Origin of the sequence: Nonomuraea sp. NPDC049709, assembly GCF_040674815.1 — a bacterium.
In the GTDB taxonomy this organism is placed as follows: Bacteria; Actinomycetota; Actinomycetes; order Streptosporangiales; family Streptosporangiaceae; genus Nonomuraea.
In genome coordinates this window covers 129,369-155,652 of record NZ_JBFANM010000003.1, presented here as the reverse complement: position 1 = coordinate 155,652, position 26,284 = coordinate 129,369, and the positions used below count along the sequence as shown (strand labels likewise).

The 26,284-nt window shown below is 72.0% G+C and carries 20 protein-coding genes and 1 riboswitch; of the genes, 14 read left to right on the top strand and 6 right to left on the bottom strand.

The window, feature by feature from the left end; genetic code table 11:
* The first annotated feature begins 241 nt into the window (after window positions 1-241).
* From sucC to AB0J69_RS04260, 3 genes are all read left to right on the top strand, one after another.
* A complete protein-coding gene (sucC, locus tag AB0J69_RS04270) occupies window positions 242-1,423 on the top strand; it encodes an ADP-forming succinate--CoA ligase subunit beta (protein ID WP_364112731.1) in 1,182 nt (393 codons plus the stop codon).
* A gap of 3 nt (window positions 1,424-1,426) precedes the next feature.
* Window positions 1,427-2,302, top strand: coding sequence for a succinate--CoA ligase subunit alpha (sucD, locus tag AB0J69_RS04265; RefSeq protein WP_364112729.1), 876 nt, complete (start codon window positions 1,427-1,429; stop codon window positions 2,300-2,302).
* 345 nt (window positions 2,303-2,647) lie between these two features.
* Complete coding sequence (locus AB0J69_RS04260) at window positions 2,648-4,282, top strand: DUF6350 family protein (RefSeq protein ID WP_364112727.1); 1,635 nt, start codon at window positions 2,648-2,650, stop codon at window positions 4,280-4,282.
* A gap of 19 nt (window positions 4,283-4,301) precedes the next feature.
* Here AB0J69_RS04260 and AB0J69_RS04255 read toward each other — a convergent pair whose 3' ends face one another.
* Complete coding sequence (locus tag AB0J69_RS04255; protein WP_364112725.1) at window positions 4,302-4,721, bottom strand: hypothetical protein; 420 nt, start codon at window positions 4,719-4,721, stop codon at window positions 4,302-4,304.
* Window positions 4,722-4,796: 75 nt separating this feature from the next.
* Here AB0J69_RS04255 and purN point away from each other — a divergent pair, with 75 nt between their 5' ends.
* The 3 genes from purN (at window position 4,797) to AB0J69_RS04240 (ending at window position 7,271) form a co-directional block, all read left to right on the top strand.
* On the top strand, window positions 4,797-5,426 hold the full coding sequence (gene purN / locus AB0J69_RS04250; RefSeq protein ID WP_364112723.1) for a phosphoribosylglycinamide formyltransferase: 630 nt from the start codon (window positions 4,797-4,799) through the stop codon (window positions 5,424-5,426).
* Entirely contained in the window at window positions 5,423-6,970 is a 1,548-nt protein-coding gene (purH, locus tag AB0J69_RS04245) for a bifunctional phosphoribosylaminoimidazolecarboxamide formyltransferase/IMP cyclohydrolase (RefSeq protein WP_364112721.1), read from the top strand. Before purN ends, purH begins: the two co-directional genes overlap by 4 nt.
* A 121-nt stretch (window positions 6,971-7,091) precedes the next feature.
* Window positions 7,092-7,271 carry a hypothetical protein gene (locus AB0J69_RS04240; protein ID WP_364112719.1) on the top strand — a complete coding sequence of 60 codons (180 nt, stop codon included), beginning with the start codon at window positions 7,092-7,094 and terminating at the stop codon, window positions 7,269-7,271.
* Here the strand turns inward: AB0J69_RS04240 and AB0J69_RS04235 are convergent.
* Window positions 7,268-7,996 (bottom strand): TetR/AcrR family transcriptional regulator, encoded by a 729-nt coding sequence (locus AB0J69_RS04235; protein WP_364112717.1) that lies wholly within the window; start codon window positions 7,994-7,996, stop codon window positions 7,268-7,270. The genes AB0J69_RS04240 and AB0J69_RS04235 overlap by 4 nt on opposite strands.
* A gap of 31 nt (window positions 7,997-8,027) precedes the next feature.
* On the opposite strand from AB0J69_RS04235, the gene AB0J69_RS04230 reads away from it, so the two are divergent.
* On the top strand, window positions 8,028-9,209 hold the full coding sequence (locus tag AB0J69_RS04230) for an FAD-dependent monooxygenase (RefSeq protein ID WP_364112715.1): 1,182 nt from the start codon (window positions 8,028-8,030) through the stop codon (window positions 9,207-9,209).
* 169 nt (window positions 9,210-9,378) lie between these two features.
* Window positions 9,379-9,464, top strand: a riboswitch (ZMP/ZTP riboswitch).
* A 20-nt stretch (window positions 9,465-9,484) separates the two neighbouring features.
* On the top strand, window positions 9,485-10,939 hold the full coding sequence (locus AB0J69_RS04225; RefSeq protein ID WP_364112713.1) for a glycine hydroxymethyltransferase: 1,455 nt from the start codon (window positions 9,485-9,487) through the stop codon (window positions 10,937-10,939).
* 532 nt (window positions 10,940-11,471) lie between these two features.
* On the opposite strand, the gene AB0J69_RS04220 is transcribed toward AB0J69_RS04225, so the two are convergent.
* From AB0J69_RS04220 to AB0J69_RS04210, 3 genes are read right to left on the bottom strand one after another with little or no spacing between them, the layout of a single operon-like run.
* Window positions 11,472-13,019, bottom strand: a complete 1,548-nt coding sequence (locus AB0J69_RS04220; protein WP_364112711.1) for an ROK family protein — start codon at window positions 13,017-13,019, stop codon at window positions 11,472-11,474.
* Window positions 13,019-14,218 (bottom strand): hypothetical protein, encoded by a 1,200-nt coding sequence (locus AB0J69_RS04215; RefSeq protein WP_364112709.1) that lies wholly within the window; start codon window positions 14,216-14,218, stop codon window positions 13,019-13,021. Before AB0J69_RS04215 ends, AB0J69_RS04220 begins: the two co-directional genes overlap by 1 nt.
* Window positions 14,215-18,549, bottom strand: a complete 4,335-nt coding sequence (locus tag AB0J69_RS04210) for a glycoside hydrolase family 38 C-terminal domain-containing protein (protein ID WP_364112707.1) — start codon at window positions 18,547-18,549, stop codon at window positions 14,215-14,217. The genes AB0J69_RS04215 and AB0J69_RS04210 overlap by 4 nt, the downstream gene beginning before the upstream one ends.
* 231 nt (window positions 18,550-18,780) lie before the next feature.
* Here AB0J69_RS04210 and AB0J69_RS04205 point away from each other — a divergent pair, with 231 nt between their 5' ends.
* The 6 genes from AB0J69_RS04205 (at window position 18,781) to AB0J69_RS04180 (ending at window position 24,567) form a co-directional block, all read left to right on the top strand.
* A complete protein-coding gene (locus AB0J69_RS04205; RefSeq protein WP_364112705.1) occupies window positions 18,781-19,632 on the top strand; it encodes a bifunctional methylenetetrahydrofolate dehydrogenase/methenyltetrahydrofolate cyclohydrolase in 852 nt (283 codons plus the stop codon).
* A gap of 111 nt (window positions 19,633-19,743) precedes the next feature.
* Window positions 19,744-20,493, top strand: coding sequence for an SDR family oxidoreductase (locus AB0J69_RS04200; RefSeq protein WP_364112703.1), 750 nt, complete (start codon window positions 19,744-19,746; stop codon window positions 20,491-20,493).
* A 35-nt stretch (window positions 20,494-20,528) separates the two neighbouring features.
* Entirely contained in the window at window positions 20,529-21,833 is a 1,305-nt protein-coding gene (locus tag AB0J69_RS04195) for an MFS transporter (protein ID WP_364112700.1), read from the top strand.
* Between the two features lie 16 nt (window positions 21,834-21,849).
* Complete coding sequence (locus AB0J69_RS04190) at window positions 21,850-22,974, top strand: C45 family peptidase (RefSeq protein WP_364112698.1); 1,125 nt, start codon at window positions 21,850-21,852, stop codon at window positions 22,972-22,974.
* Window positions 22,967-23,794: a polysaccharide deacetylase gene (locus tag AB0J69_RS04185; RefSeq protein ID WP_364112696.1), complete on the top strand. Its 828-nt coding sequence runs from the start codon at window positions 22,967-22,969 to the stop codon at window positions 23,792-23,794. The genes AB0J69_RS04190 and AB0J69_RS04185 overlap by 8 nt, the downstream gene beginning before the upstream one ends.
* The gene (locus AB0J69_RS04180; RefSeq protein WP_364112694.1) at window positions 23,794-24,567 is read left to right on the top strand and encodes an SDR family oxidoreductase; all 774 of its coding nucleotides are present in this window, start codon (window positions 23,794-23,796) and stop codon (window positions 24,565-24,567) included. The genes AB0J69_RS04185 and AB0J69_RS04180 overlap by 1 nt, the downstream gene beginning before the upstream one ends.
* On the opposite strand, the gene AB0J69_RS04175 is transcribed toward AB0J69_RS04180, so the two are convergent.
* Window positions 24,503-26,251, bottom strand: coding sequence for an ABC transporter substrate-binding protein (locus AB0J69_RS04175; protein WP_364112692.1), 1,749 nt, complete (start codon window positions 26,249-26,251; stop codon window positions 24,503-24,505). The two genes, AB0J69_RS04180 and AB0J69_RS04175, sit on opposite strands and share 65 nt — an antisense overlap.
* Window positions 26,252-26,284 lie beyond the last annotated feature (33 nt).

The following is a 26,284-nucleotide window of genomic DNA, read 5'->3' as shown; positions in this document are numbered from 1 at the left end:
TGCAGAGGTCGTCCTGGAGAAGTGAGATCAGCGTCACACAGCGGGAGAACGGCGACCCGATGACCTGGTCAGGTCAAGCTTCGGGCTAGGCTTCACTGGCGGAAACGCCCGGCACGCACCCCTGAGCGTAGGAGCTCGCCGTGAGAGAGCGAGGCACGACCACGAGCGGCGAGCGGACGCGACGGCCAGCACAGCTGCCCGGGCCGTCGAACATCAGTCGGATAAGCAAGGACGGACCCTCGTGGACCTGTTCGAACATCAGGCGAAGGAGCTCTTCGCTGACTACGGCATCCCGGTGCCACGCGGCATCGTCGCCCACACCGTGGAGGAGGTGCGGTCGGCCGCGACGGAGCTGACCGGCCGAGTTGTCGTCAAGGCCCAGGTCAAGACCGGTGGCCGGGGCAAGGCCGGCGGCGTGAAGGTGGCCGACGACGCCGCCGACGCCGTCGCCAAGGCCGAGGCCATCCTCGGCATGGACATCAAGGGCCACACGGTCCACAAGGTGCTGGTGGAGGAGGCCAGCGCGATCGCGGAGGAATACTACTTCTCCTTCCTGCTCGACCGCGCGAACCGTACCTTCCTCGCCATCTGCTCCGCCGCGGGCGGCATGGACATCGAAGAGGTCGCCCACACCTCGCCGGAGAAGGTCGCCAAGGTGCCCGTCTCGGCGCTGAACGGCATCGACCGCGCCACGGCTCGCGAGATCGCGGTGGCCGGCGGCCTGCCGGAGAAGGCGCTCGACGGCGCCGCCGAGCTCATCGAGAAGCTCTGGTGCTGCTTCGTCGACGAGGACGCCACGCTCGTCGAGGTCAACCCGATGATCCTGTCGGCCGACGGCCAGGTGAAGGCCCTCGACGGCAAGGTCACGCTCGACGACAACGCCGGGTTCCGCCAGGCCGACCACGAGGCGCTGGCCGACAAGGCGGCCGAGGACCCGCTCGAGGCCAAGGCCAAGGAGAAGGACCTCAACTACGTCAAGCTCGACGGCAACGTCGGCATCATCGGCAACGGCGCGGGCCTGGTCATGTCCACCCTCGACGTGGTCGCCTACGCCGGCGAGGCGTTCCCCGGCAAGCCGTCCCCCGCCAACTTCCTCGACATCGGCGGCGGCGCCTCGGCCGAGGTCATGGCCGCGGGCCTGGAGATCATCCTCTCCGACCCGAGCGTCAAGTCGATCTTCGTGAACGTCTTCGGCGGCATCACCGCCTGCGACGCCGTCGCCAACGGCATCGTCTCGGCGTTCAAGCTGCTGGAGAGCCGCGGCGAGGCCGTGACCCACCCGCTGGTGGTCCGCCTCGACGGCAACAACGCCCTGCTCGGGCGGCAGATCCTGGCCGACGCCGCGCTCCCGCGGGTCGAGCTGGTAGACACGATGGACGACGCGGCCAAGCGGGCCGCCGAGCTCGCTGCGGTAGGTGCGTGACCCATGGCCATCTGGTTGACTGAGAACAGCAAGATCATCGTTCAGGGCATGACCGGCGGTGAGGGCACCAAGCACACCCGCCGCATGCTCGCCTCCGGCGCCCGGGTCGTCGGCGGCGTCAACGCCCGCAAGGCCGGCACCACGCACGAGGGCCTGCCCGTGTTCGGGACGGTCAAGGAGGCGATGGAGCAGACCGGCGCCGATGTGTCGGTCGTGTTCGTGCCCCCGGCCTTCACCAAGGACGCGGTCAAGGAGGCCATCGACGCCGAGATGCCCCTGTGCGTGGTGATCACCGAGGGTGTCCCGGTGCACGACTCCACGGAGTTCTGGGCGTACGCGGTGGCCAAGGGCGGCAAGACCCGCATCATCGGCCCCAACTGCCCCGGCATCGCCTCGCCCGGCGCCTCCAACGCCGGCATCATCCCCGCCGACATCACCACCGCCGGCCGCATCGGCCTGGTCTCGAAGTCCGGCACGCTGACCTACCAGCTGATGTACGAGCTGCGCGACTTCGGCTTCTCGACCGCCGTGGGCATCGGCGGCGACCCCGTCATCGGCACCACGCACATCGACGCGCTGCAGGCGTTCCAGGAAGACCCGGGCACCGACGCGATCGTGATGATCGGTGAGATCGGCGGCGACGCCGAGGAGCGGGCGGCCGCCTACATCGAGCAGCACGTCACCAAGCCGGTCGTGGCCTACGTGGCGGGCTTCACCGCCCCCGAGGGCAAGACGATGGGCCACGCCGGCGCCATCGTGTCCGGCTCGGCCGGCACCGCCCAGGCCAAGAAGGAAGCCCTGGAGAAGGTCGGCGTCCGCGTCGGCAAGACCCCCTCCGAGACCGCCCGCCTCATGCGCGAGATCATGCAGGCCCGCTAGTCGACGGTCGCGTGAGCCCCGTGCGGCGGCGTCCGCGCGGGGCTTTCGCATGCCCGGACGTGGTGGCCCACAGGTCACCACGGAACCCGGCCCACAGCGCGTCGTAACGGCGGCGCGCCACTGACCGGGTCAGAAAGCGTCTCCCTGGACGGGCGCCGGCCCGCGACGGCGGGTGGGGCAAGCCCGCGCAGCCGTAAAGAACGGGATGGGAAAGGGGCGCGCGGCGGGAACGGGGGCTGAATCGAGGAGTTCGGACACGTGCGGGGATGGATCGGAGCACAAAGTGGATACCGGGCGGCGCGTCAACCAAGCTTCGGTCGGGAAACCTTGAGAAAATCGCCTACTGTGACGGCGATTCTCGACCAGTTGCGCACTGCCCCCCGGTCGGTGCTCGGCAAGCTCCCCGGGGTCTCGAGCGATGACGACGAGAACCGGCGGCCACTGCCGGTGTCGGGAATGCTGGCCGCCGCCGCCACGCTCGGCGTCGGACTGGCCGCCCTCACCACGCTCACCCTGGTCGGCTGGATCGCCGCGCCGCGCGGCACGCTGGGCGCCGGGCTGCCGGGAGTGTTCCGTACGGCGGCGCAGCTCTGGCTGGCCGCCCACCACGCCGGTTTCGCCATCCCCGGCGGGCGCGTCGGGCTGCTGCCGCTCGGGCTGACGATCCTGCCGGCCGTGCTGCTCTACCGCGCGGGCCGGTGGATGGCCCGCGACGCCGACCTGCGGCTGCGCCTGCCCGCCCGGCTGCCGAAGAACAGTCCCAAGGAGCAGGCCGGGGCCCGCCGCCGCGCCCAGCTCGTCCTGGTGGCGCAGGCGGGCGTCTCGCTGGCGGCCCCGTACGCGCTGCTCGCCGGCCTGATCGCGCTCGTGGCGAGCAACGAGATCACGCAGCCGTTCATCGGCGAGGCGCTGCTCAGCCACTTCGTGCTGGCCTTCCTGGCGGGCGCGCTGGCCACGGCGCGCATGATCGGGCCGTGGCGGGTGATGCTGCGGCTGCTGCCCGAGCGCGTGCGCGCCCTGACGGTCGGCACCGCGGTCGCCACGGCGGTGCTGCTCGTGGCCGGGTGCGCGCTGGTGCTGGTCGCCGTCGTCCTGAACTTCGGGCAGGTCAGGGAGCTGTCGGAGGTGCTCTCGCCCGGGTTCGTGGGCGGGGTGCTGCTGATCCTGATGCAGCTGCTCTACCTGCTGAACGCCGTCATCTGGGCCTTCTCCTACATCGCCGGCCCCGGGTTCGCCATCGGCGCCGACACCCTGGTCGCGCCCACCGGCGTGCAGCTCGGCACCGTGCCCAGCCTGCCGCTGCTGGGGGCGCTGCCGGAGAGCGGGCCGGTGCCGGCGTGGATGATGGCGGTGATCGCGCTGCCGTTCGCGGCCGGGGCCGTGGCGGGCGTGATGGTGGCCAGGATCTCGCCGTCGCCGTCGTACGAGGCCGCGCCGCTGTGGGGGTTCCTCAGCGGGGTCTCCACCGGGGTCGTCGCCGGGTTGCTGGCGGCGCTGTCCGGCGGGCCCATCGGCGGCGGGCGGCTGGCCACGGTCGGCCCCTCACCCTGGGAGGTGGCGCTGTCGGTGGCGATCGAGGTCGGGGTGGCCGCGGGCATCGCGGCGGGCGTGACCAACCTGCTGCTGCTCAACAAGCGCGCCCGGGCGCCGCTCGACAAGGCGGCGGCCCCCGTGCGCAAGGCCGGCGCCGCGATCGCCAAGGCGGCGAGCAAGGTGGGCCTGGCCGAGTCGGACCCGCGCCCGCTGCCCGGTCACTGGATGGACGCCACGGAGGCCGACACCCAGGAGATCCCGGTCATCAGGGACGACTGGCAGGACGAGCACGCCTCGGCGGAGGCGGAGACGCTGGCCCAGGCCCGACCGCGCCCGCCGGAGCCGGAGGCCGGAGCCCGGCCGCCGCGCAAGGACATCGTGGACGAGTCGGACGACCGCGGCGGTCATGTCATCTACGTCGACCCGTACGCCTGGGATCGCGACTAGCGTCTCGTGGCCTCGTCCGTCAGGGCTGCATGGCGCCGAGCATCTCCAGCACGTCGGCCGGGAGCTTGCGCTGCGCCGCGTCCCTGAACTGCGTGAAGCACTCGCCCTGCGCCGAAACCGTGCCGGCGCCCTTCATGCACTCCTGGTAGGCGGAGTATTCGTCCATGAGGTAGAGCTGCATCCCCGTGGCCAGGGCCGACAGGGCCAGCGCTATCGAGGAGACCGTGATGCCGCCCACGGCGATGCCGGTGGGCCTGCCCTCGCCCTTCAGCAGTGGCAGCGCCCGCACCCCGGCCATCAGCGCGAACAACGCCATGACCAGGCCGGCGAGCGGCAACATGAACGTCATGGCCAGCGCTGCGATGGACAACCAGATCGCTCGGCGGCCCGCTGACTCCGCGGGCTGCTGGCCTGCCGGTGCCTTCACCGGTGTCGACACCTGACCTCCTCTGCGTCGCCGGGCGATGAACAGATACCCTGTGACCCCCACCCTGTTTCCTCTTTTGGAGTGCGCGTGTCTAAGGCTGGGCGGCTCGTCGTCCTCGTCTCCGGCTCTGGAACCAACCTACAGGCCTTGCTGGACGCTTCCGCCGATCCGTCGTACGGCGCTCGCGTGGTAGCCGTCGGTGCCGACAGGGAGGGGATCGAAGGGCTGGCCAGGGCGTCGAAGGCTAACGTTCCGACTTTTGTTGAAAAATTGGGCGATTATGCGACGCGAGGTGAATGGGACGTCGCCATCGCCGCCAAGATCGCAGCGTACGAACCCGACCTGGTCGTGTCCGCCGGCTTCATGAAAATTTTGGGTACGCCGACACTCGACGCCTTCCCGGTGCTGAACACCCATCCGGCCCTGCTGCCGTCGTTCCCCGGCGCCCACGGCGTGCGTGACGCGCTGGCCCATGGGGTCAAGGTGACCGGCTGCACGGTGATGCTGGCCGACGAGGGTGTCGACACGGGGCCGATCGTGGCCCAGGAGGCGGTGCCCGTGCTTCCGGGCGACGACGAGGCGGTCCTGCACGAGCGCATCAAGACGGTCGAGCGCCGCCTGCTCGTCGAGACCGTCGGCCGGATGGCCCGCGAGGGCTGGACGGTCAGCGGACGCAACGTCCGAATCGGCAACCACACAGGAGGGGAAACCACGTGACTCGCATCGCCATCCGGCGCGCGTTGATCGCTGTATATGACAAGTCCGGGCTCGAGGAGCTGGCCAGAGCCCTCGACGGCGCCGGAGTGGAGATCGTCTCGACCGGCGGCACTGCCGCCGCGATCTCGTCCTACGGGATCCCGGTGACGAAGGTGGAGCAGCTCACCGGGTTCCCCGAGTGCCTGGACGGGCGGGTCAAGACGCTGCACCCGCGCGTGCACGCCGGGCTGCTGGCCGACGTCACCAAGCCCCACCACGTGGCGCAGCTGGAGGAGCTGGAGATCGACCCGTTCCAGCTCGTGGTGGTGAACCTCTATCCGTTCCAGGAGACGGTGGCCTCCGGGGCGTCCGACGAGGAGTGCGTCGAGCAGATCGACATCGGCGGGCCGGCCATGATCCGGGGTGCCGCGAAGAACCACAACACCTGCGCGGTCGTGGTGAACCCCGGTGCCTACGGAGACGTGGTCGACGCGCTGGCCGAGGGCGGCTTCACGCTGACCGAGCGCAGGAAGCTAGCGGGCATCGCGTACGCGCACACGGCCTCGTACGACGTAGCCGTGGCCAACTGGTTCGCCGGCACGTCGGAGGAGGGCGAGTTCCCCGAGTTCGCGGGCGCGGCGTACCAGCGCAAGGCCACCCTGCGCTACGGCGAGAACCCGCACCAGCGCGCCGCCCTCTACACCGGTGGCACGGCGGGGAGCGGCGGGCTGGCCAACGCCGAGCAGTTGCACGGCAAGGAGATGTCGTACAACAACTACCTCGACGCCGACGCCGCCTGGCGGGCCGCCTGGGACTTCGCCGAGCCCTGCGTGGCCATCATCAAGCACCAGAACCCGTGCGGCATCGCCATCGGCACCGACGTGGCCGACGCGCACCGCAAGGCCCACGCGTGCGACCCGGTGTCGGCCTACGGCGGCGTGATCGCCGTCAACCGGCCGGTCACGGCGGAGCTGGCCAGGCAGATCTTCGACGTGTTCACCGAGGTCGTCGTCGCTCCGGCGTACGACGACGAGGCGCTCGAGGTGCTGCGCGGCAAGAAGAGCCTGCGCCTGCTGCGCTGCCCGGAGGGCCCGGCGGAGCCGACCGAGTTCCGCAAGATCAACGGTGGCCTGCTCGTGCAGACCGTGGACCGCGTGGACGCCTCCGGCGACTCGGCGGCCCAGTGGGAGCTCAAGACCGGCGAGCCCGCCTCGCCGGAGGTGCTGGCCGACCTGGAGTTCGCCTGGCGGGCCGCCCGTTCGGTGAAGTCCAACGCCATCCTGCTGGCCAGCGGCGGGGCGACCGTGGGCGTGGGCATGGGCCAGGTGAACCGGGTCGACTCGTGCCGCCTCGCGGTCACCAGGGCCGGGGAGCGGGTGGCCGGTTCGGTGGCGGCCTCCGACGCGTTCTTCCCGTTCCCCGACGGGCTGGAGGTGCTGACCGAGGCGGGCGTACGCGCCATCGTCGAGCCGGGCGGTTCCGTCCGCGACGAGCTGGTCATCGAGGCGGCCAAGAAGGCCGGCATCACCCTCTACTTCACCGGCACCCGCCACTTCTTCCACTGATCATCACCTAAAGGGCGGCATGGTAGATCATGTCGCCCTTTATCCCATTTGGCGGCGAGCACTGGCCGGGTGCGGCTACCCTGAACTCCTCCCCGCATCCCCGTCCCCCGGGAGTACCCCTATGGCGCTCGACGCGATCCTGCAGGCATTCGTCACCATGAACGGCCTGGCCACCAGCCCCTTCGTGCTCCTGGTGCTCGCCTTCATCGGCGCCTACCTCGGCAGCCGCGTCGTAGAGGTCATCCCCTTCACCCGCCGCATCATCGAGCGCCGCGAGGCCCAGGCGGCTGAGCGCGACTAGGTCGTGTCTCCGGGGCGGCCGGTCCCGATCATGACCTCCACCCCGTCCAGGATCCGGTCCAGGCCGAACTCGTAGTCGAAGCGCCGCTCCTCCTCGGGCATGTCCTGCGGGTAGTCGAAGGCCCCCGCCTCGACCGCCGCGCGTAGCGCGGGCAGGCGCCGCGCGTCCACCAGCGAGCCGAGCAGCGCGCTGTGGCCGGCGATCGCGACGCCCGACGCGGCGCTGCCGAGGTCCGCGCTCAGCCGCGCGGTGGCGTGCATGTACGTGGCGATCAGCAGCACGACGCCCGCCTTCGCGCGCTCGTCGAGCCCGGTGCCCGCCAGCGCCGCCAGGGCACGGTCGGTCCACGCGAGCTGATTGGGCGTGACGGGCGGCCCGGTGATGGGCAGCTGCACGATCCAGGAGTGGGCCCGCAACATCTCCCACTGCGCGGCGCACCAGCGCCGCAGGCCCGGCCGCCAGCCTTCGCAGGGCTCGTCGAGCGCGGCGGGGACGGCCGCGACCGAGTCCAGCATCAGGAGCAGCAGCTCGTTCTTGTTCTTGACGTGCCGGTAGAGCGACATCGTGGTGAAGCCCAGCCGCTCGGCGACCCGGGCCATCGAGACCGCGTCGAGGCCGCCCGCGTCGGCCAGCTCCACCGCCGCCCGCGCGATGCGGCCGAGGCTCAGCCCGGTCTTGGGCTCGGGCGCAGGTTTCGCGAGCCGTTCCCAGAGATTGTCTTCCATCAACCCTGAGTGTATGTCATACACTCGGTGTATGACATACACAGCTCTGGTCGTGGGTGGCGGGATCGCGGGCACGGCGAGCGCCGTCGCCCTGCGCAAGGCGGGGATCGACGCGGTGGTGTACGAGGCCTACGACCGTACGGCCGACAAGGCAGGCGCCTTCCTCACGCTGGCGCCCAACGCGCTCGACGCCTTACGCGCTCTCGACCTGGACGTCGGCGGCCTCGGCTTCGACACCCCGGGCATCACGATCACCAGCGGCTCCGGCCGGCGGCTCGGCGAGCTGGCCTACCGCCTGGGCGACGTGGTGAGCAGGACGGTCAAGCGCGCCGACCTCTACCGGTACCTCCGCGATCAGGACCTCCACCTGGAGTACGGCAAGCGCCTCGTCGGTGCCGTGGCGACCGGCGACGGGGTGCGGGCGACGTTCTCCGACGGCAGCACGGCCGAGGGCGACCTGCTGATCGGCGCCGACGGCCTGCGCTCGGCCACCCGGCGCATCATCGACCCGGCGGCGCCCGGCACCCGCTACACCGGCCTGCTCAACACCGGTGGCTACGCGCGCGGCGTCGCGACCGGCTGCGAACCGGGCATGATGCAGGCCGTCTTCGGCAAGCGCTGCTTCTTCGCCTACACGGCCCACCCGGACGGCGAGGTGTGGTGGGCCGCGAACCCCGCCCAGGCCACCGAGCTCACACCGGCCGAGATCGCGGCGATCACCCCGCAGGAGTGGCGGACCCGGCTGAGCGACCTGTTCCGGCACGACCACGGCCCGGCGCTCGACATCATCGCCGCGACCGGGGAGATCTTCGCCGGCTGGAGCTCCTACGACGTGCCCCGCGTCCCGGTCTGGCACCGCGACCGGATGATCGTCATCGGCGACGCCGCCCACGCCACCGCGCCGTCGATCGGGCAGGGCGCCGCCATGGCCATCGAGGACGCCGTCGTCCTGGCTAAGTGCCTGCGCGACAGCCCGGGCATCGAGGCCGCGTTCAGGGCGTACGAGGTGCTGCGACGGGAGCGGGTCGAGCGGGTCGTGGCGCAGGGCAACCGTACGGGCGGCTGGAAGGCGCTCAATCCGCTGGCGCGGGTGCCGCGCGACCTGATCATGGGCCTGGCCATGAAGCACGCCGCCAGGACCGGCACGGACCCGAGCCGCTGGATCTACGAGCACCGCATCGACTGGGACCGGCCCATCGCCCTCCCCGCCTGACCACCAGGGGAGCGCGCCGACCCCCGCGCGCACGGCCGGCTGCCACCCGTCCATCACCGTCCCCCGAACCCCGCGAAGCAGCGACGGGCGGCCGGCTCCGCGGTCCGACATCCCTCCCCGCCAGACCCTCGAAAGGCGTTGCACGCGATCCTGCGTCGCCGTAACGTCGCTCTCGGGTCGTTACTGGCGTGACCTGAAGGTGGATGACCACCGGGGAGCGGCTCCGCAGTCCTGCCGCGCGCCTGGGCATCTCAACGCGACGAACAGGAGATGCCGTGCACCAGCCGCAGATGTACGACGCCACCGCGGTGACCGCTGCCTACCGCAGCGCGCTGGACGTGATCGCCGCCGTCGAGCCGCACGTCGCGGAGGCGATCCGTACGGAGCTGTCCGACCAGCGCACGTCGTTGAAGCTCATCGCCAGCGAGAACTACGCGTCCCCGGCGGTGCTGCTCACGATGGGCACCTGGATGTCCGACAAGTACGCCGAGGGCACCATCGGGCGCCGCTTCTACGCCGGCTGCCAGAACATCGACACCGTCGAGCGACTCGCGGCCGACCACGCCAAGGCCCTGTTCGGGGCCGACCACGCCTACGTCCAGCCGCACTCGGGCATCGACGCGAACCTGGTGGCGTTCTGGGGCGTACTGGCGCACCGCGTGGAGGCTCCGGCCCTGGCCAGCATCGGCGTGGGCCACGTCAACGACCTGACCGAGCAGGACTGGGAGAACCTGCGCAAGGCCCTCGGTGACCAGCGGGCCCTGGGCATGTCACTGGACGCGGGCGGGCACCTCACCCACGGCTTCCGGCCGAACATCTCCGGCAAGATGTTCCGGCAGCGCTCGTACGGCACCGATCCGGAAACCGGCCTGCTCGACTACGCCGCGCTGCGCGACCTGGCCCGCGAGTTCAAGCCCCTGATCCTGATCGCCGGATACTCGGCCTATCCGCGCCGCGTGGACTTCGCGGCCCTGCGGGAGATCGCCGACGAGGTCGGCGCGACCCTCCTGGTGGACATGGCCCACTTCGCCGGCCTGGTCGCGGGCAAGGTCTTCACCGGCGACCACGACCCGGTGCCGCACGCTCACATCACGACCACCACGACGCACAAGTCGCTGCGCGGTCCGCGCGGCGGCCTGGTGCTGTGCCGGCGGGAGTTCGCCGACGCGATCGACCGCGGTTGCCCGATGGTGCTGGGCGGCCCGCTGGGGAACGTGATGGCCGCCAAGGCCGTCGCCCTCGCCGAGGCCCGCCAGCCCGCCTTCGCCGCCTATGCCCGCGCGGTCGTGGACAACGCGTCCGCCCTGGCGGAAGGGCTGCTTCGCCGGGGAGTCCGGCTGGTCACCGGTGGCACCGACAACCACCTGGCCCTGCTGGACGTGACCAGCTTCGGCCTGACCGGCCGGCAGGCCGAATCGGCGCTGCTTGACTCCGGCATCGTCACCAACCGCAACGCGATCCCGCGCGACCCCCACGGCGCCTGGTACACCTCGGGCGTACGCGTCGGCACGCCCGCGCTCACCTCCCGGGGCTTCCGCGCCGACGAGTTCGACCGGATCGCGGAACTGATCGTGGACGTCCTCTCCGCCACCACCCCCGCCTCCGCGCCCGACGGCCGCACCTCCAAGGCCGCGTACACGTTGCCCGCCGACACCGCCGCCAAGACCCGCGCCGCCGCAGCCGAACTCCTCACCGCCCACCCCCTCTACCCCGGCCTCGACCTCACCTGACCCCTCCACACCGAACACCCCTCCTACGGGCTCAGGACACCCCCGAGCCGCCGACCCCTTCCCGGGATGCCCCCACCCGCGTCGTCCGGCATTCGTGCGGGGAAGGCTGTCGTGCGGGGTTGTTCGGGGTCCCTGGCGGGGGTGCCGCTGTCCGGTGGCGTGGGGCGTCTGTGCGGGGAAGGCCGCCGTGCGGGGTTGTTCGGGGCCCCGGCGGGGGTGCCGCTGTCCGGTGGCGTGGGGCGTCTGTGCGGGGAAGGCTGCCGTGCGGGGTTGTTCGGGGCCCCGGCGGGGGTGCCGCTGTCCGGTGGCGTGGGGCGTCTGTGCGGGAATGCCCGAGCGCGTGCGCAACGTCACCCCGGCGCGCGCGGCCCAGGAGGTGCCGAGGCGGTGGTGCCGGGATGGTGGTGCTTGGGCGGTGTGCCGGGACAGTGTTGCCACAGACCGCCAGGTGCCCGGACGGTGGCCGGCTCCCCGGGTCCTTGGGGGAACGAGCCCCAGAGGCCGACGACCGTCTGGGGCTCGCACGCAGAACTCAGGCGGTTGAGCGGACAGCCTGCCAGGCCAGATTCGCCGCACCCGCCAGCCCGGCGCGTCCCACCAGGGTGCTCTGCTTCACCTGGACCGCCCTGACGAAGGCGAGCCCGGCCACGTCGTCGAGCGCCCGCTCCAGCGGGTCGAACAAGACGGCGCCCGCCGCGGACACACCGCCCCCGATCACCACGGTCGTGACCTCGGCGACAGCGGCCGTGGACGCGACCATGGCGGCCAGCGCCCGGGCGCCGCGCTCGAACGCCGCCATCGCGACCGGATGCCCGGCGGCGGCATCACGCGCGAGCGCCCGCGCATCCGCCTTCACACCCGTACGGACGGCGTCCGCGTCGTCGTCGATACGATCGGCATCCGCCTTCCCATCGGTGCGCACGACGTTCACGTTCGCGCCCGTACGGACGGCGGCCGTCCTGGCGTCAGTTCGGTCGGCGTTCCCCTTCTCACCGGTACGGCCGACGTCAGCCTGCTCGTGAGCAGGGATGCCACCACCGCCATGTCCGACGTCCGCCATCCCCTGAACGCGATTCACCATCCCTGTCCGCGAACCCGCTACCGCGTCCCCACCACTTCCGGCGCCGTCGTGAACCCGGAGCCCAGCCGCTTCCCTGGAAGGGGCGGTGACCTCACCGATCGCACCAGCACCTGGATCGCCGCCGACGTGACCGTGGCCGTCGCCATCGCGAAGGACTGTCCCCGCTCCGGCAGGTCCGCTCGTCGCACCGCTCGTCGCACCGCTGGTCACGCCGCTCGCTGCGTCGTCGGAGCGCGCAACGGTCGCCTGCCGCGCACCGTCGGCGGGCTGCCCGCCGGGTTCTACGCCCGCCGGGTCGGCGACGCGCACGGCGGCATGCGCCTTCGAGCCGTCCGTGAGGGTTGCTCCTCCGGAGCCCGCGCCAGCCGGTACCCCGATGTGGTCGTCGGTGGTGTCCTGATCGGGTGGAGTGGTGGTGGGGGACCAGCCGTTCTCGAGAGCCCACCGGACCATGTTCGGGCCGCTCGCGTAGTGCTCCACGCATCCACGGCCGCCGCATTCGCAACGTTCGCCGTAGGGGTCGATGCTCATATGGCCGACATGTCCGGCGTTTCCGGTGGGGCCCAGGAGCGGGGCGCCGTCGATGACCAGGCCGCCGCCGATTCCGGTCGACACGACCACACCCAGCAGCGACGTGCAGCCGCGCCCCGCTCCCAGCCAGTGCTCGCCGAGTGCGAAGCACTGCGCGTCGCCCGCGAGCATGGTGGGGAGCCCGGTCAGCTTCCGCACCTCCTCACGCAGCGGGAACCCCCGCCAGCTCGGCATGTTCACCGGGCTCACGGTTCCCGAGGCGAGGTCCAGCGGGCCGGCGCAGCCGATGCCGACCGCTTGGGGCGGCGGGCCGCCGTCGGTGACCTCCGCGATCAGGGCCGCGAGGGCGGACATGACCTCTGTACGAGGCGTCGGCCGGGTAGCGGAACGCAGGATGGAACCCGCCTCGTCCACCAGTGCGGCGGCGAGCTTGGTTCCTCCGATGTCAATGGCGAGTACGCAGTTCATCAGTGTTTGTGGTGGTTGTCGGGCTGGCGGGGATCGCCAGGATGCTCCAGGCCGGGGACGAGTCTTACCTTCTTGGCGCGCATGTCGTCGAGCCACCGCGCGAAGGCTTGCCGACGTGCTGCCGCGATGAGATGGGCGTCATGGGTTTCGTCGGCGTGTGGTGTGCGATCGGGCGCCTGCCGGCCGGCGCTCCCGGGTGGGGGCGTCCGTGGGTCGGTGGATGGAGCCTGCTGGACGGTGGGCGTGGGCATCGGTGCGTACGTCCTGGGGTCGGGTGCGGGCGCCGGCTGGAACGCGCCGGGGGTGGGCGTCAGCCGGGAGGCCGTGGTGGTGGTCTGCTGGGGTTCCGGTTCGGGGGTCGCGACCGCGACGTGCCAGCCGAGGGCATCCTCGACCGGGCCGACGAGCGTGTCGTGCGGGTGGTTTCGGAGGGCTTCGGCGATCGTGCCGGGCAACGAGTCGAGCTCGACCGGGCCGAGCGGCTCCAGGTCCGCTTCGGTGGCCTGGCGTGCCCGTTCGGGGTCGGTGAACAGGCGGTGGCGTACGAGGTGGCGAGGGGTGCGCTCGGGGGACGGCGGTCGTCGCCACTCCGGAGGAACGGTCACCGCGGCGGTGACGTGCTGGAACACGGCTCGAACCCATGGGCTGCCGTTGTAGGCGGCGGCGTTGATCGAGCCGAGTTCCACAGCGGCCACCCGATCGAGCACCTCTGGACGGACATCGCTCCGGTCGAGGGCGCTGGGTTCGAGGGAGGGGTGGTCGGAAGTGGGGTGATCGAGGGCGCTGGGTTCGAGGGAGGCGTGGCTGGGAGTGGGGTGATCGAGGGATGCCCGGTTCGGGAGGGTGCTGCTGAGGGCGGTCGGAGCGGGGGTGGGTCGGTCGGGGAGGGCTTTGTCAGCGGTGGTTCTGTGCGGTGAGGGTCGGTCTGGTCGGGGTTGGGGTGAGGTGGGTGGGTGGGGGCGGGCTGGGGTGAATGGGTCGGGTTGGTGTGGGGACAGGCCGAGGGTGGTGGCGGTTGACTCGCAGAGGGCTTCGGTAAGGATGACCTGGGTCAGCCAGCGGGCGAGCTGGCGGTCCTCCGAGCTGCCCGGCGCCGGCAGGGCCGAGCTGAGCGGGCCGTTGCGGAGGTCGGCGATGCGCCGGTCAAGGAGCTCGCGGGGGACCGGGTGGTCGTCGATCCAGCCGATGGCGGTGGTCATCGGGTCACCTCCAGGCGCATCGCCGGGGAGTATTGGCAGCGGCCGAACCACATGACCTTGGCCAGGGCCCAGGCATGGCCGGTCGGCTGGTCCTGCGGCACCTCCACGGCGAAGGACACCTCGATCGTCTCGCCTGCCGGGACGGTGAAGCCCTGGATGACCTGCGGCAGCATGGCCCAGGTGCCCCAGGGGGAGGCCAGCTGGGCCTCGCCGCGGATCTCGTCCGACGTGGTGTTGGTGAGTCTCAGCGTGAGAGCCGTGCGGTCGCCGGGGCGGAGGGAGACGGTGTCCGCGACCGTGGCGACGGCCAGGCCGGTGGAGCGGGCCTCGGCCGACTTGGTGCCTCGGACGGCGGTGCCGGACTGCGGCGGGGGGCCGTCGGCGGGCAGCTCGGGGGCGTCGCCGATGGCCACGGTGGTGATGTCCTCGATGAGCTGGCCGGCTGCGAGGGTGCGGGCGGAGACGAAGTGCAGCCCGGGCCTGGACGGTGAGGAGGCGGGCGTCACCGTGACCGGGAAGCGGAGGTGGCCGCCCGGGGGGAGGCGGAACGGGCGCTGGGCGGGAGTGGCGCTCCAGCCGTCCGGGACGAGGAGGTCCACCACGCCCTCGTGGGGTTCGTCCGTGAGGTGGGAGGAGAGCACGACCTCCGCTTCGAAGGCGCCCTCCTGGTGGGTGACCAGGCCCGGGGAGATGGCGATGGAGACCGGGAGGTAGCCCAGAGGGGCGGGGCCCTTGTTGTGGAGCCAGTAGCGGCTGTAGACCGGCTGGGCCTGCTCGGTGGTGGAGGCCAGCTCCGGCTGGGTGGGTGAGGGTGGGACGGCGGCGAGGTAGGTGGCGATCTCGAAGCCGGTGAGGTCGAGGCCGGGGTTGGGATCTGCCAGAGCGGCGGCAGCGGCGGAGCCCGCCAGAGCGGCGGCAGCGGCGGAGTCTGCAGGAGAGGCGGGCGCGGCGGAGTCTGCGGGAGAGGCGGGCGCGGCGGAGTCTGCGGGAGAGGCGGGCGCGGCTGGGGCTCCGGGCGGGGTGGTGCGGCGTTCCAGGAGGTCGGAGCGGGTCAAGGTGTCGAGGGGGAGGACGGGGGAGGTCAGCTCGGCTCTGGAGCCCAGACCCGTGGATTCGACCAGGCGGATCGTCACCGCCGGGTCCTGCTGGGACGGGTGGTCGCCGGTCCGGCCGTGGGCGTGGGGGTTGCCGGTGGACTTCAGGGTGCCCAGGAGGACGTCTCGGGCCGGGGTGACCGTGAGGAGCGAGTGGACCTCGGGGAGGTCGCCCGGTTGCGGGGCTGCCACGAGGCGGGGGAGCAGCGGGGTGATGTGCTCCTGGGCCGTGGACGGCAGGCGCAGGGCGCGCCAGTCGCCTTCGCCGGAGACCAGGGAGTAGGAGAACTCGTGGGTCCAGTGCTGGAGCTGGAAGCCCGAGCCGTCAGGGGTCGTGCGGTGGGGCGGGTCCAGCCAGATGCCGGAGGGCCAGCCGGTGCACGAGCGCATGAGCGACAGGTGAAGGGCGCCGGACGGGTCGACCGCGAAGCCGGGAAGCCCGTAGGCGAGGAGGGCGACCGTGCGGTTTTCCAGGTGTTCGGTGCCCAGGGGGCAGACGGCCTCGATGGTGGCGTCGGACAGGTCGGCCACCAGGTCGGCGATGGGGTCGGTGACGATCAGGGCCGGAAGGGCGCGCAGGTCGCGCAGGTCGGCGCTGGGCTGCCAGACCTCCGGCAGCGGGCGCTCGGCGGGGACCCAGACCCGGGTCGCGCCCGACTTCAGGGCCTCCAGGTAGGACACGTCGGCGCGGGCGAGGAGCTCGGCGGCCAGCGGGTTGGTGTCGGGGCCGCCCAGCACGATGCGTACGTCGGGGAGGTTGGAGTCGACGTCGAGCCAGCCGTATCGGGTGCCGTGGGCGGCGGACGTCGTGGCGGTGACCCCGGCGCGGGCCAGCGCCACCACGAGGTCGCGGGCCTGCGGGGCGTCCTCCAGCGCGGGCACCACCACCTCGGCCACGCCCAGCGCCCGTGCGCCGGCCTCGCCGAGATCGACCTTCGCGGTGGCCGACAGGCCGAACCAGGTGTTGGCCGGGTTGTCCAGGGTCCACGGGTGCTCGGCAGTGTCCACGTCGGGCAGCGCGAAGCCGCGCCCCACGACGGCGCCCGAGACGTCGGACACCGGCAGCGCGCCCTCGACGCGGGCGGGGAACCGGACCCGCAGCAGGCGGTCGGCGCCGGTGTGGTCGAGGACGCGGGTGGTGAAGTCGATGCGGTCGGATCCGGTCAGCAGGGTGACGGTCTGCTCGTAGGTGATCTCGCCGACCTGCCCGGTGACGGTCAGCCGCCGGCCGATCGGGCTCGTCTCCGTGGTCGTGGTCGCCGCGCGGGTCTCGGCCGAGCCCACGACGTGGCCGGTGGGGATGAGGTGCCACGGGCCCTCGCCCATGTCGGGGTGTTGCGGGTATTCGTCGTAGAGGCGCAGCTCGTTGCCCGGGCCGGTGAGGAGCTCCCGGCCGGAGGCGCGGTCGAGGATCGAGGTCAGGGCGCCGCCGAGAGTGGGGTCGGCGGTGATCTGCCAGCGGTCGTTCTCGATCGTGGCGGTGGCCGGCTCTTCCGGGGCGGGGGAGCGGTGCCAGGTCTCGGGGGCGCCGGGGACGATCCGGTAGGTGCGCCAGCCCATGGACGGGACGTCGTGGGCCAGGAACGTGAGGGTGCCGCCCTCCACGACGGCGGGGACCGGGGCGCCCGACGGGCCGGCCAGGGTGTGGCCGGCCGGGAGCACGATCCTGGCCAGGCCGTCGCGGGCGAAGGGCAGGGTGTTGGTGACCACGACGCTTCGCCCGTCGAGCGCGATCTGGGCGGTCAGCGCCGCGAGGGCGTTGTCGCGGGCCTCCGTGGCCAGGTCGAAGGCCTCTCGCCAGCCGGTCAGCAGGTCGATGTAGACCTGGTCGGACTCCGAGCCGGTGATCGCGTCGTGGTGGGCGCCGTAGGCGAGCTGCCGCCACACCTTGTCGAGCGCCGTGTGCGGATAGCCGCCCAGGCCCAGCACTGACGCGAACGTCGACAGGCGTTCGGCGTCGAGGGCGGCCACCTCGGCGGCGCGCTGGGCCTGCTTGGTGTCGATGTAGGAGACGTCCTTGCCGGTGTAGACGGGGTTCATGTCGCGCGTCTGGGGGCTGAAGGACGACATGTCAGCGCGTACGGCATCGAGGAAGTCTCGGGGGGTGGCACAGACGAACCTGGGCCAGACGTAGCGGGAGGCCCACGTGCGGTGGATGTCGGTAACCCACTTGTTAGGCGGGGTGTAGTCGGTGCCGACCGGGAGCAGGATGTTCTTGGTCGCGGCCACGGGCTTGAGCGAGCGGTAGAGGTCGTGGACCGCCTGGCACGCCTCCTCCAGGGACGGCGAGGAGTCCATCCACCATCCGGCCGAGTAGTGGGCGGGCATGTAGTGGGTCAGCACGCCCTGCCCCGACGGCGAGATCCACTCGAACTCGCTGGGGAACTGCATCAGCGCCGCGTCGTTCTTGGCCTTCTTGAAGTTCTTGCTGATCGGACCCCACTGGTGGAACGGCCCGCGCGCCCACGCGCTGCCGGTCAGCCCGGCCGCCGCGAGATAGCCCGGGAACTGCGGATCGTGGCCGAACACGTCGAGCTGCCACGCGGTGCGCGGGTCGCCGCCGAGGATGTCGCGCTGGTAGCCGATGCCGTAGACGAGGTTGCGGATCGTGGTCTCGGCGCCGGTCAGGTTGGTGTTGGGCTCGTTGTAGGTGCCGCCGACCAGCTCGACCCGGCCCTCGGCCATGAGGGCGCGCAAGTCGGCGCGGCGCTCGGGGTGGGTGTCGAAGAACGGCTTGAGATAGTCGACCTCGGCCAGCACGAAACGGTAGTCGGGATCGCGCAGGGCCAGCTCGATGTGCGCCTCGACCAGCGCGAACGCATTGCGCTCCCAGAGCGGCCTGGTCGTGGCGTCGGCGGAGAGCAGCTCCCACGGGCTGGTGTAGGCGGCCTGCGTGTTCCACCACACCGGGTCGTAGTGGAAGTGGGACACCATGAACATCGTCCAGCCCGGCTCCTCGACTGTGACGCCCACCTCCAGGGACCCCTCGTCGCCGGCCAGCGTGAGCACGCACGGCACGGTGGTGCCCGGCGGCGCCGACACGGACAGCGGGACCTCGAGCACTCCGGCGGCCGGGGGAACGGTGACCGGGCCGGCCAGGCGCACCCCGTCGCCGCGCAGCTCCAGCGACGACTCGTGCTCTCCCTCGGCGACGGTGACGCGCAGGACCTGGCGGGGCTCGTCACGCGAGCCCACGAAGAGGTCGGTCGACTCGGCGGACAACAGGCGGAAAGGCAAGGGGGACCTCCGTGCACTTGTTGCTGGCGCCCGTAACACTAAGCCCTTCCAAGATCAATGACAACGATGTCAACGACTGGCTGTGGATAACCCGGGTTGACTGCCTGGCGTCTGTGGATAACTTCGCGATCCTGGCCGAGGAAGAGTGCCGAGGATCGGCGGTCAAGGGGGACGGGAAGGGATCGGCGGGTGGGGGGCGGGCCTGCCGGGCAGGCATGGAAGGATTGCGGCATGAGCGCAGTGAAACTCGATGGCAAGGCGACCGCCGCCAAGATCAAGGCAGACCTCAAGAAGCGGGTGGCCGCGCTCAAGGAACGCGGGATCGTGCCCGGCCTGGGCACCGTGCTCGTGGGCGACGACCCGGGCAGCCAGATCTACGTCGCCGGCAAGCACCGCGACTGCGCCGAGGTGGGCATCGCCTCCATCCGCGTCGACCTGCCGGCGACCGCCACCCAGACCGACGTCGAGGCGGCCATCGACGAGCTCAACACCTCCCCGGCGTGCACCGGCTACATCGTGCAGCTCCCGCTGCCCAAGCACCTCGACACGATGGCCCTGCTCGAGCGCATCGACCCGGCCAAGGACGCCGACGGCCTGCACCCGGTCAACCTCGGGCGGCTCGTCCACATGGTCGACGCCCCCCTTCCGTGCACGCCGCACGGCATCGTGCTGCTCCTGCAGGAATACGGCGTGCCGATCAAGGGCGCCGAGGTGGCCGTGGTGGGTCGCGGCATCACGGTGGGCCGCTCGCTGGGCCTCCTGCTGACCCGCCGCAGCGAGAACGCCACCGTCACCCTCTGCCACACCGGCACCCACGACCTGGCCGCCCACGTGCGCCGCGCCGACATCGTGGTGGCGGCGGCCGGCGTGCCCGAGCTCATCACCCGCGACATGGTCAAGCCGGGTGCGGCGGTGCTCGACGTGGGAGTCTCCCGCGTCGAGGGCAAGATCGCGGGGGACGTGGCGCTGGACGTGGAGGAAGTCGCCGGATACCTCACCCCCAACCCGGGTGGCGTCGGGCCCATGACCCGCGCCCTGCTCCTGTCCAACGTCGTGGAGGCCGCCGAACACCGCCTCCGGTAACGCGCGCCTCCGTCATTTGACGGAGGTGGCGGCCGGCCCGCCGTTCCAGGATGGTCCTCAAGGGCTCTACCAGCGCTTACGCCGGTAGGGCAGGCCCGAGAGGAGATGTCCATGGAGCTGGACGGGCTGGTCGCCGTCGTCACCGGCGGTGCCTCCGGCCTCGGCGCCGCCATCGTCGGCCGCCTGGCCTCCCGCGGCGCGCACGTCGTATACGGCGACCTGCGCGACCGCGACGACGAATCCGCCGGGTTCCCCCAGGACCGTACGCTCCACCACCCGCTGGACGTCCGTGACCGGCATTCCTGGCAGGACCTGGCGGCCCGGGTCCGCACCACGTACGGCCGTCTCGACATCCTCGTCAACAACGCCGGCGTGAGCGCCCGCAAGAACCTGCTCGACACCACGGACGACGACTGGGACCGCGTCCTGCGCACCAACCTGTGGGCCCCCTGGACGGGCATCCGCACGTTCGTCGAGGACCTCACCCGCAGCCCCCACGCCTCCGTCGTCAACATCGGCTCCATCTACGGCCACATCCCGCCCCCACCGCCGCCCTCACCCCCGTCTTCGGTCGCCTACCAGGTCAGCAAGGCCGGCCTGCACATGCTGACCAGGACCGCGGCGGTGGAGCTCGCTCCCAGAGGCATCCGGGTCAACAGCGTGCTGCCGGGCGTGTTCGTCACCCCGCTGCTCCAGGAGCTGTCCGACGAGCAACTGCGCCCGCGGACAGAGCGCGCCCCCATGGGCAGGCCCGGCGACCCCGCCGACGTGGCGGCGGCCGTCGCCTACCTGGCCTCCCCCGAAGCGTCGTTCGTGACCGGCGTGCTGCTGCCGGTCGACGGCGGATACACCGCGTCGTGAATGCCCCGAAACCCCCCCATGAGTGAGAGGTCGCGATGAGCGGCGACAGCGCCACAGCATCCACCGTCAGCACCCCCCGAAGCTCCAACCTGCGCGCCGTCGTGGCGGGCAGTTTCGGCAACGTCATGGAGAACTACGACAACCTCGTGTACGCCTACACGGCGGCCACGCTGGGCAAACTGTTCTTCCCGGAGTCGGACGGCATCGTCGGCACCCTGTACACGTTCGCCGTGTTCGCCGTCGGCTTCCTCATGCGCCCGCTCGGCGCGATCACGTTCGGCCACGTCGGCGACAAGTTCGGCCGCCGGATCGCGCTGGTCGTCAGCGTGCTGCTGATGGGCGCGGCCACCACCCTGATCGGCCTGCTGCCCACGTACGAGAGCATCGGCGTGCTGGCCCCGCTGCTGCTGGTGATCCTGCGGATGGTGCAGGGCTTCTCGGTGGCCGGCGAGTGGGCGGGCTCGGCGGCGTTCCTGGTCGAGTACGCCCCGGAGCGCCGGCGCGGCTTCTTCGGCAGCTTCAACCAGGTGTCGACGGCGGGCGGGTTCCTGCTGGCGTCGGGCGTCGTCGCGCTCAACAACACGATCTTCACCGAGCAGCAGGTCACCGACTGGGCCTGGCGGGTGCCGTTCCTGCTGTCGGCGCTGACGGCGGTGGCGGCGCTCTGGCTCAGGTACGGCCTGGCCGAGACCCCGGCGTTCACCGAGGAGCGGGCCAAGGGCACGACCGCGAAGAGCCCGCTGCGCGAGGGCCTGCGCACCCAGTTCCCCGGCATCGCCCGGGGCTTCGGGTTCACGATGTTGTGGACGGTCGCGTACTTCTTCTTCCTCACCTACCTGCCCACCTGGCTCACCGACGTGGCGGGCGTGGACGCGGGCGTGGCGCGCGCCTCGAACCTCGTCGGCCTCGTGACGCTGACCGTGTGCATCGCGGCGTTCGGCGCGCTGTCGGACCGGGTCGGGCGCAAGCCGCTGCTGCTGTCCGCCGCCGTGGGCTTCCTGGTGCTGAGCTGGCCCGTCATGGCGCTGATCCAGAACGGCGGGGTGGCCGGGGTGTTCCTGGGGCAGATCGTGATCGGGGTGGTCCTGGCGATGTTCTCGGGTCCGGGGCCGGCCGCGCTGTCCGAGCTGTTCCCCACCAAGCTGCGCTATTCGACGATGTCCATCGGGTACAACTTCGCGGTCATGGCCTTCGGCGGCACGGCCCCGTTCGTCGCCACGGGCCTGGTGCAGCTCACCGGCTCGGGCATGGCGACGGCCCTGCTGCCGATCGTGTCCGCGGCGGTGACGCTCCTGGTGCTGCTCGGCATGAAGGAGAGCGCGCACCGGAGCCTGGGCTAGAGAGGAGCGGACCGACATGCTGATCGCGGTCGAGGGCACGTACGAGGAGATGGGCGCCGAGCTGGGCCGCCGCACGAGCGAGCTGGTCGCACGCAGCGTGGAGACGTACCTGCGCCGCTTCCGGGACCAGGCCGGGCTGACCGGCGCGGACGTGCGCCGCTGGGGCGCGACCTACCTCGACGTGGCCAGGGGCTACGACGCGAGCATCGCCGCCATGCTCGAAGGGCTCGCGGCGGGCGCCGGACAGCCGGTCGAGCACATCACCGCGCTGAACGCCCGCACCGAGATGTTGTACGGCACCGGCTACCGCGACGAGGGCTGCACCTCGGTGGCCGTGCTGCCCAGGCACACCAGGACGCGCCACACGCTGCTGGCCCAGAACTGGGACTGGCACCCCGAGCAGGGCCCGGTCACGTTCCTGCTGGCGACCAGGGACACCGAGGGTTTCGCCGTGCTCACGCTGGCCGAGGCGGGCATGCTGGCCAAGTCGGGGCTCAACTCGGCGGGCCTGGGCGTGTGCGCGAACCTCCTGGTCTCCGACCGCGACACCGGCGGCCCCGGCGTGCCGTACCACTACCTGCTGCGCGGCGTCCTGCAGTCCAGGACGATGAGCCAGGCGCACCGCAAGGCGCTGGACGTGCCGCGGATCTCCTCCGGCAACCTGCTCATCGCGGACGCCGGGGGCGAGGCGATCGACCTGGAGGTGGCGCCGGACGTGTTCGGGACGCTGCTGCCGCGGGACGGGCTGATCACTCACTCCAACCACTTCCAGTGCCCGCTGCCGCTGGTGGACCGGAAGGCCGCCACCTCGGCGCTGACGCTCCTGCGGCCCACCCGGGCCAGGCACCTGCTGGAGGACGCCGCCGAGGCCCGGATTCTGGAGCTCGCCGACATCGTCGCCGCCCTGCGCGACCACTACTCCTATCCCGACAGCATCTGCCGCCACGTCGATCCGGACGTGGCGAAGGGCGAGGACGTCGCGTCCGTCTACTCCGTGGTGATGGACCTCGACGTACGCGAGCTGTACATCGCCGCGCACCCGCCGTGCGAGCGGCCGTACGAGCGGTGGCGCCTGGACGACTTGTTCGAGCCCGGCGCGGTGCCCGACATCTGCTTCCCGATCGAGGAGGAACATGCCTGACCGCTCGACGATCTGCCTCACGTTCGACTTCGACGCGATCTCGCTCTGGCTGGCCCGGGGGATGACCTCGCCCGGACCGGTCTCGCGGGGCGAGTTCGGGGCGCACGCGGTGCCGCGGATCCTCAAGATGTTGCGCGAACGCGGCATCACCGCCACGTTCTTCGTCCCCGGGCACACCGTGGACACCTATCCCGCCGAGTGCGCCGCCATCGCGGAGGCCGGCCACGAGATCGCCCTGCACGGGTACGTCCACGAGGCGGTCTCCAAGCTGGACCGGGACGGCGAGATGGCGGCGGCCACGAGGGCCCGTGACTCGATCATCAAGGTCACCGGCTACGAGCCCGTCGGCAACCGCACGCCCAGCTGGGACTTCACCACCTCCACCGTGGACGTGCTGCTGGAGCTCGGCTGCGAGTACGACTCCAGCCTCATGGCCACCGACTACACCCCCTACTACGCCAGGCGCGGCGACGTGGCCGACCCCGACGGGCCGTACCGGTTCGGTGAGCCCACCCCGCTCGTCGAGCTGCCGGTGTCGTGGTCGCTGGACGACTACCCCCAGTTCGAGTACCTGCGGCTGGACAACGCCGTGCTGCCGGGCCTGCGCGACCCGGCGAGCGTGTTCCGCAACTTCCTCGACGACGTGGACTACATGGTGCGGGACGTGCCCGGCGGGGTGTGCGTGCTGACGTTCCATCCGCAGGTCATCGGGCGCGGGCATCGCCTGATGGGGCTCGAACGTTTCCTCGACGCCTGCCTGGACCGGCCGCTGGACTTCCGTACGTGCCTGGACACCGCCCGAGCCTTCCGGGTGGCCTGATGCGGGCCCTGGTCATGGGCGCGTGCGGCGGGATCGGCTCGGCCGCGTGCGCCGCGCTGGCGCGGGCGGGCCACGAGGTCGTGGCGGTGGACTCGCCACGGTCGGACGTCGCCGAGCGGTACGCCCGGCCCGTGCCGGCCGACCTCGCCGAGCCCGGCGCGGCGCGGGCCGCCGTGCTGCGCGCGTGGCAGGAGCACGGGCCGGTGGACGCGCTGCTGCACGTGGCCGGCCTGTTCCCGGCGCGGCGCGCGCTGGAGACGACGGAGGAGCTGTTCGACGCGGTGATGGCGGTCAACACGCGCTCGGCGCTGATGGCCGCCACGGCGCTGGCCGACCTGTGCGTACGGCACGCGCGCCCGGCCACCGTCGTGTTCACCAGCACGGGAGGGGCCCTGCGCCCGCGCCCCGGCACCACCGTCTACGCGGCCTCGAAGGCGGCCCTGGAGGCGGTGACCCGGGGCCTGGCGCTGGAGCTCGGCCCCCTCGGCGTGCGGGTCAACGCGGTCGCGCCGGGCTTCGTGGACGTCGGGTCGGCGCTGAACCCGGTGCCGGACGACTACGTCGAGGCCCTGCGCGAGGCCGGTCCGGCCGGCCGCGTCGGCACGCCGGAGGACATCGTGCCCAGCCTGCTCTGGCTGTGCTCGCCGGACTCGGCCTGGGTGAACGGGCACGTGCTCGCGGCGGACGGCGGCGCCGGGCTCGGCTCGCCTACCATGCCCTCGTGGCTGGCAGCGGCCGGAACCGGTGCCGCGCCAGCTCCACGGGGGAGATGACCCGGCTCTTCCCGTCCTGGACCTGATGGACGAGGTGGGCGTGGGCCAGGGAGGCGTCGAACGTGTCGTCGGGGTAGGCCAGGGCCCGCTGGCCCCGGCCGCCGAAGTAGTACGGCCCCGCGGCTCCCCGGTGCACGCCCTCCCGCAGCGACCGGACCACCGCTCCGAAGTCCCAGGGCCGCCCCACCGTCGCCCAGGCCCCGGCCAGCATGTGGATCATGTCGTAGTGGATCGCCGCGCTCCCGCTGCCCGGCTCGTCCCCATGGGCCCGCCGGTACCGCTCCATGAACCTGGCGCTCACCGGGTCCCCGTACGTGCCGATCACGGTGGACCACAGCAGGCCCTCCGCCAGCCCCTCCATCCGCTCCTCGAAGCCCGGGATCGTGGGCGTCCACACCGTGTGGACGAGCGAGCGGCCGCCGCTCTTGCGCAGCTCCCGCAGGAAGAGCCGGAGCTCGTCCTCGACGTACGTGCACACCAGCACCGCGGCCGGATCCCCGGCCTGCACGGCCGCGACCACCGCCGGCCACGGCACGCCCGTGTCCGGGACCGGCACCATGGCCGCCAGCTCCCAGCCACCCGCGGCGGCCAGCTCGGCGAGCCCGTTCGCCTGCACGGGGTCGTAGCCGTCCTCGCGCATCACGGCCACCACCCGCCGGTTGCCGGGCCGCCACTGCCCGGACTCCGCGAGCAGATCCAACGTCCTGATAAATCCGGACAAGTAGGCGGTCTCGGTCGCGCACACCTGGAACGTCTGCCCCAGCACGCCCGGATTGTCGTGCACGTGCTCGGCAATCGAAGGAGTCACCATGGAGTGCAGCAGCGGCGCCCGGTACTCGGCGGCGAGCGTGATGGCGCCGAGGTGGTGGCGCGGGCTGACGTTTCCCAGGGTGATGGCGTCCACGTCGTGCGAGCGCAGGTAGTCGACGGCGCGCAGCAGATCGCCGTCGGTGTCGCCGGACACCTCGATCGCCAGGTGGTCGATCCGCCGCCCGGCGACGCCGCCCCGGGCGTTCAGCTCGTCCACGGCGATCGCCGCGCCCCGCCGCATGGCCAGCGCGTCGAAACGGCGGGGGCCGTCGAGCGGATAGATCGCCCCCAGCCGGATCGGCCGCCGCGCCTGCTCGCGGGGAGCCCCGGCCCGCCGGACCTGCCCGCCGGAAGTCTCCCGGGTCACCCGCCCGACGGCGGTGATCTCCATCCCGTCGGGCTCCGCGAACGGCGCCAGCAGCGCCTCCTCCGCCATGGCCAGCGCGGCGGCCGCCGCCCGGGTGGGCGCGCCCAGCTTGGCCAGCACGTTCTCGACATGCGTGGCCACGGTACGGGTCCCGCACCCCACCCGCGCGGCCGTCTCCGGGTTCGTCATGCCGACGGCCACGCACGTCAGCACCTCGTGCTCCCGCTGGGTCAGCCCCCAGGGCGCGGCACACCGCCGCGCCTCCAGCCCGGTCACGGGCCCGCGCTCGGTGCCGTGGCTCTCGACGGTCACCCGGTAGAGCCGGCGATCGGCACCCCGCCAGTAGTAACGCAGCGTCCCCGGCCCCTCGCCGGCGGCCCGCTTCGCGTGTCCGACGAGGGAAGGGTTGCGCGCGAAGAACGCGCCGGCGCCGGTGAGCACGCGCTGCCCGGCGTCCACCGTGAGCCTGGCTCGAAACTCAGGCTCGGCTTCGAGACGTTTCCCCATTTAGCGACGATACCGGGCACATACCGGACGCCG

Coding starts and splice junctions, on each gene's coding strand:
- AB0J69_RS04190 (WP_364112698.1), top strand. CDS start 21,850: ATGCTGATCGCGGTCGAGGGCACGTACGAGGAGATGGGCGCCGAGCTG.
- AB0J69_RS04195 (WP_364112700.1), top strand. CDS start 20,529: ATGAGCGGCGACAGCGCCACAGCATCCACCGTCAGCACCCCCCGAAGC.
- AB0J69_RS04240 (WP_364112719.1), top strand. CDS start 7,092: ATGGCGCTCGACGCGATCCTGCAGGCATTCGTCACCATGAACGGCCTG.
- AB0J69_RS04215 (WP_364112709.1), bottom strand. CDS start 14,218: ATGACCACCGCCATCGGCTGGATCGACGACCACCCGGTCCCCCGCGAG.
- AB0J69_RS04185 (WP_364112696.1), top strand. CDS start 22,967: ATGCCTGACCGCTCGACGATCTGCCTCACGTTCGACTTCGACGCGATC.
- sucD (WP_364112729.1), top strand. CDS start 1,427: ATGGCCATCTGGTTGACTGAGAACAGCAAGATCATCGTTCAGGGCATG.
- AB0J69_RS04205 (WP_364112705.1), top strand. CDS start 18,781: ATGAGCGCAGTGAAACTCGATGGCAAGGCGACCGCCGCCAAGATCAAG.
- AB0J69_RS04220 (WP_364112711.1), bottom strand. CDS start 13,019: ATGAACTGCGTACTCGCCATTGACATCGGAGGAACCAAGCTCGCCGCC.
- AB0J69_RS04230 (WP_364112715.1), top strand. CDS start 8,028: ATGACATACACAGCTCTGGTCGTGGGTGGCGGGATCGCGGGCACGGCG.
- AB0J69_RS04200 (WP_364112703.1), top strand. CDS start 19,744: ATGGAGCTGGACGGGCTGGTCGCCGTCGTCACCGGCGGTGCCTCCGGC.
- AB0J69_RS04175 (WP_364112692.1), bottom strand. CDS start 26,251: ATGGGGAAACGTCTCGAAGCCGAGCCTGAGTTTCGAGCCAGGCTCACG.
- AB0J69_RS04235 (WP_364112717.1), bottom strand. CDS start 7,996: ATGGAAGACAATCTCTGGGAACGGCTCGCGAAACCTGCGCCCGAGCCC.
- AB0J69_RS04180 (WP_364112694.1), top strand. CDS start 23,794: ATGCGGGCCCTGGTCATGGGCGCGTGCGGCGGGATCGGCTCGGCCGCG.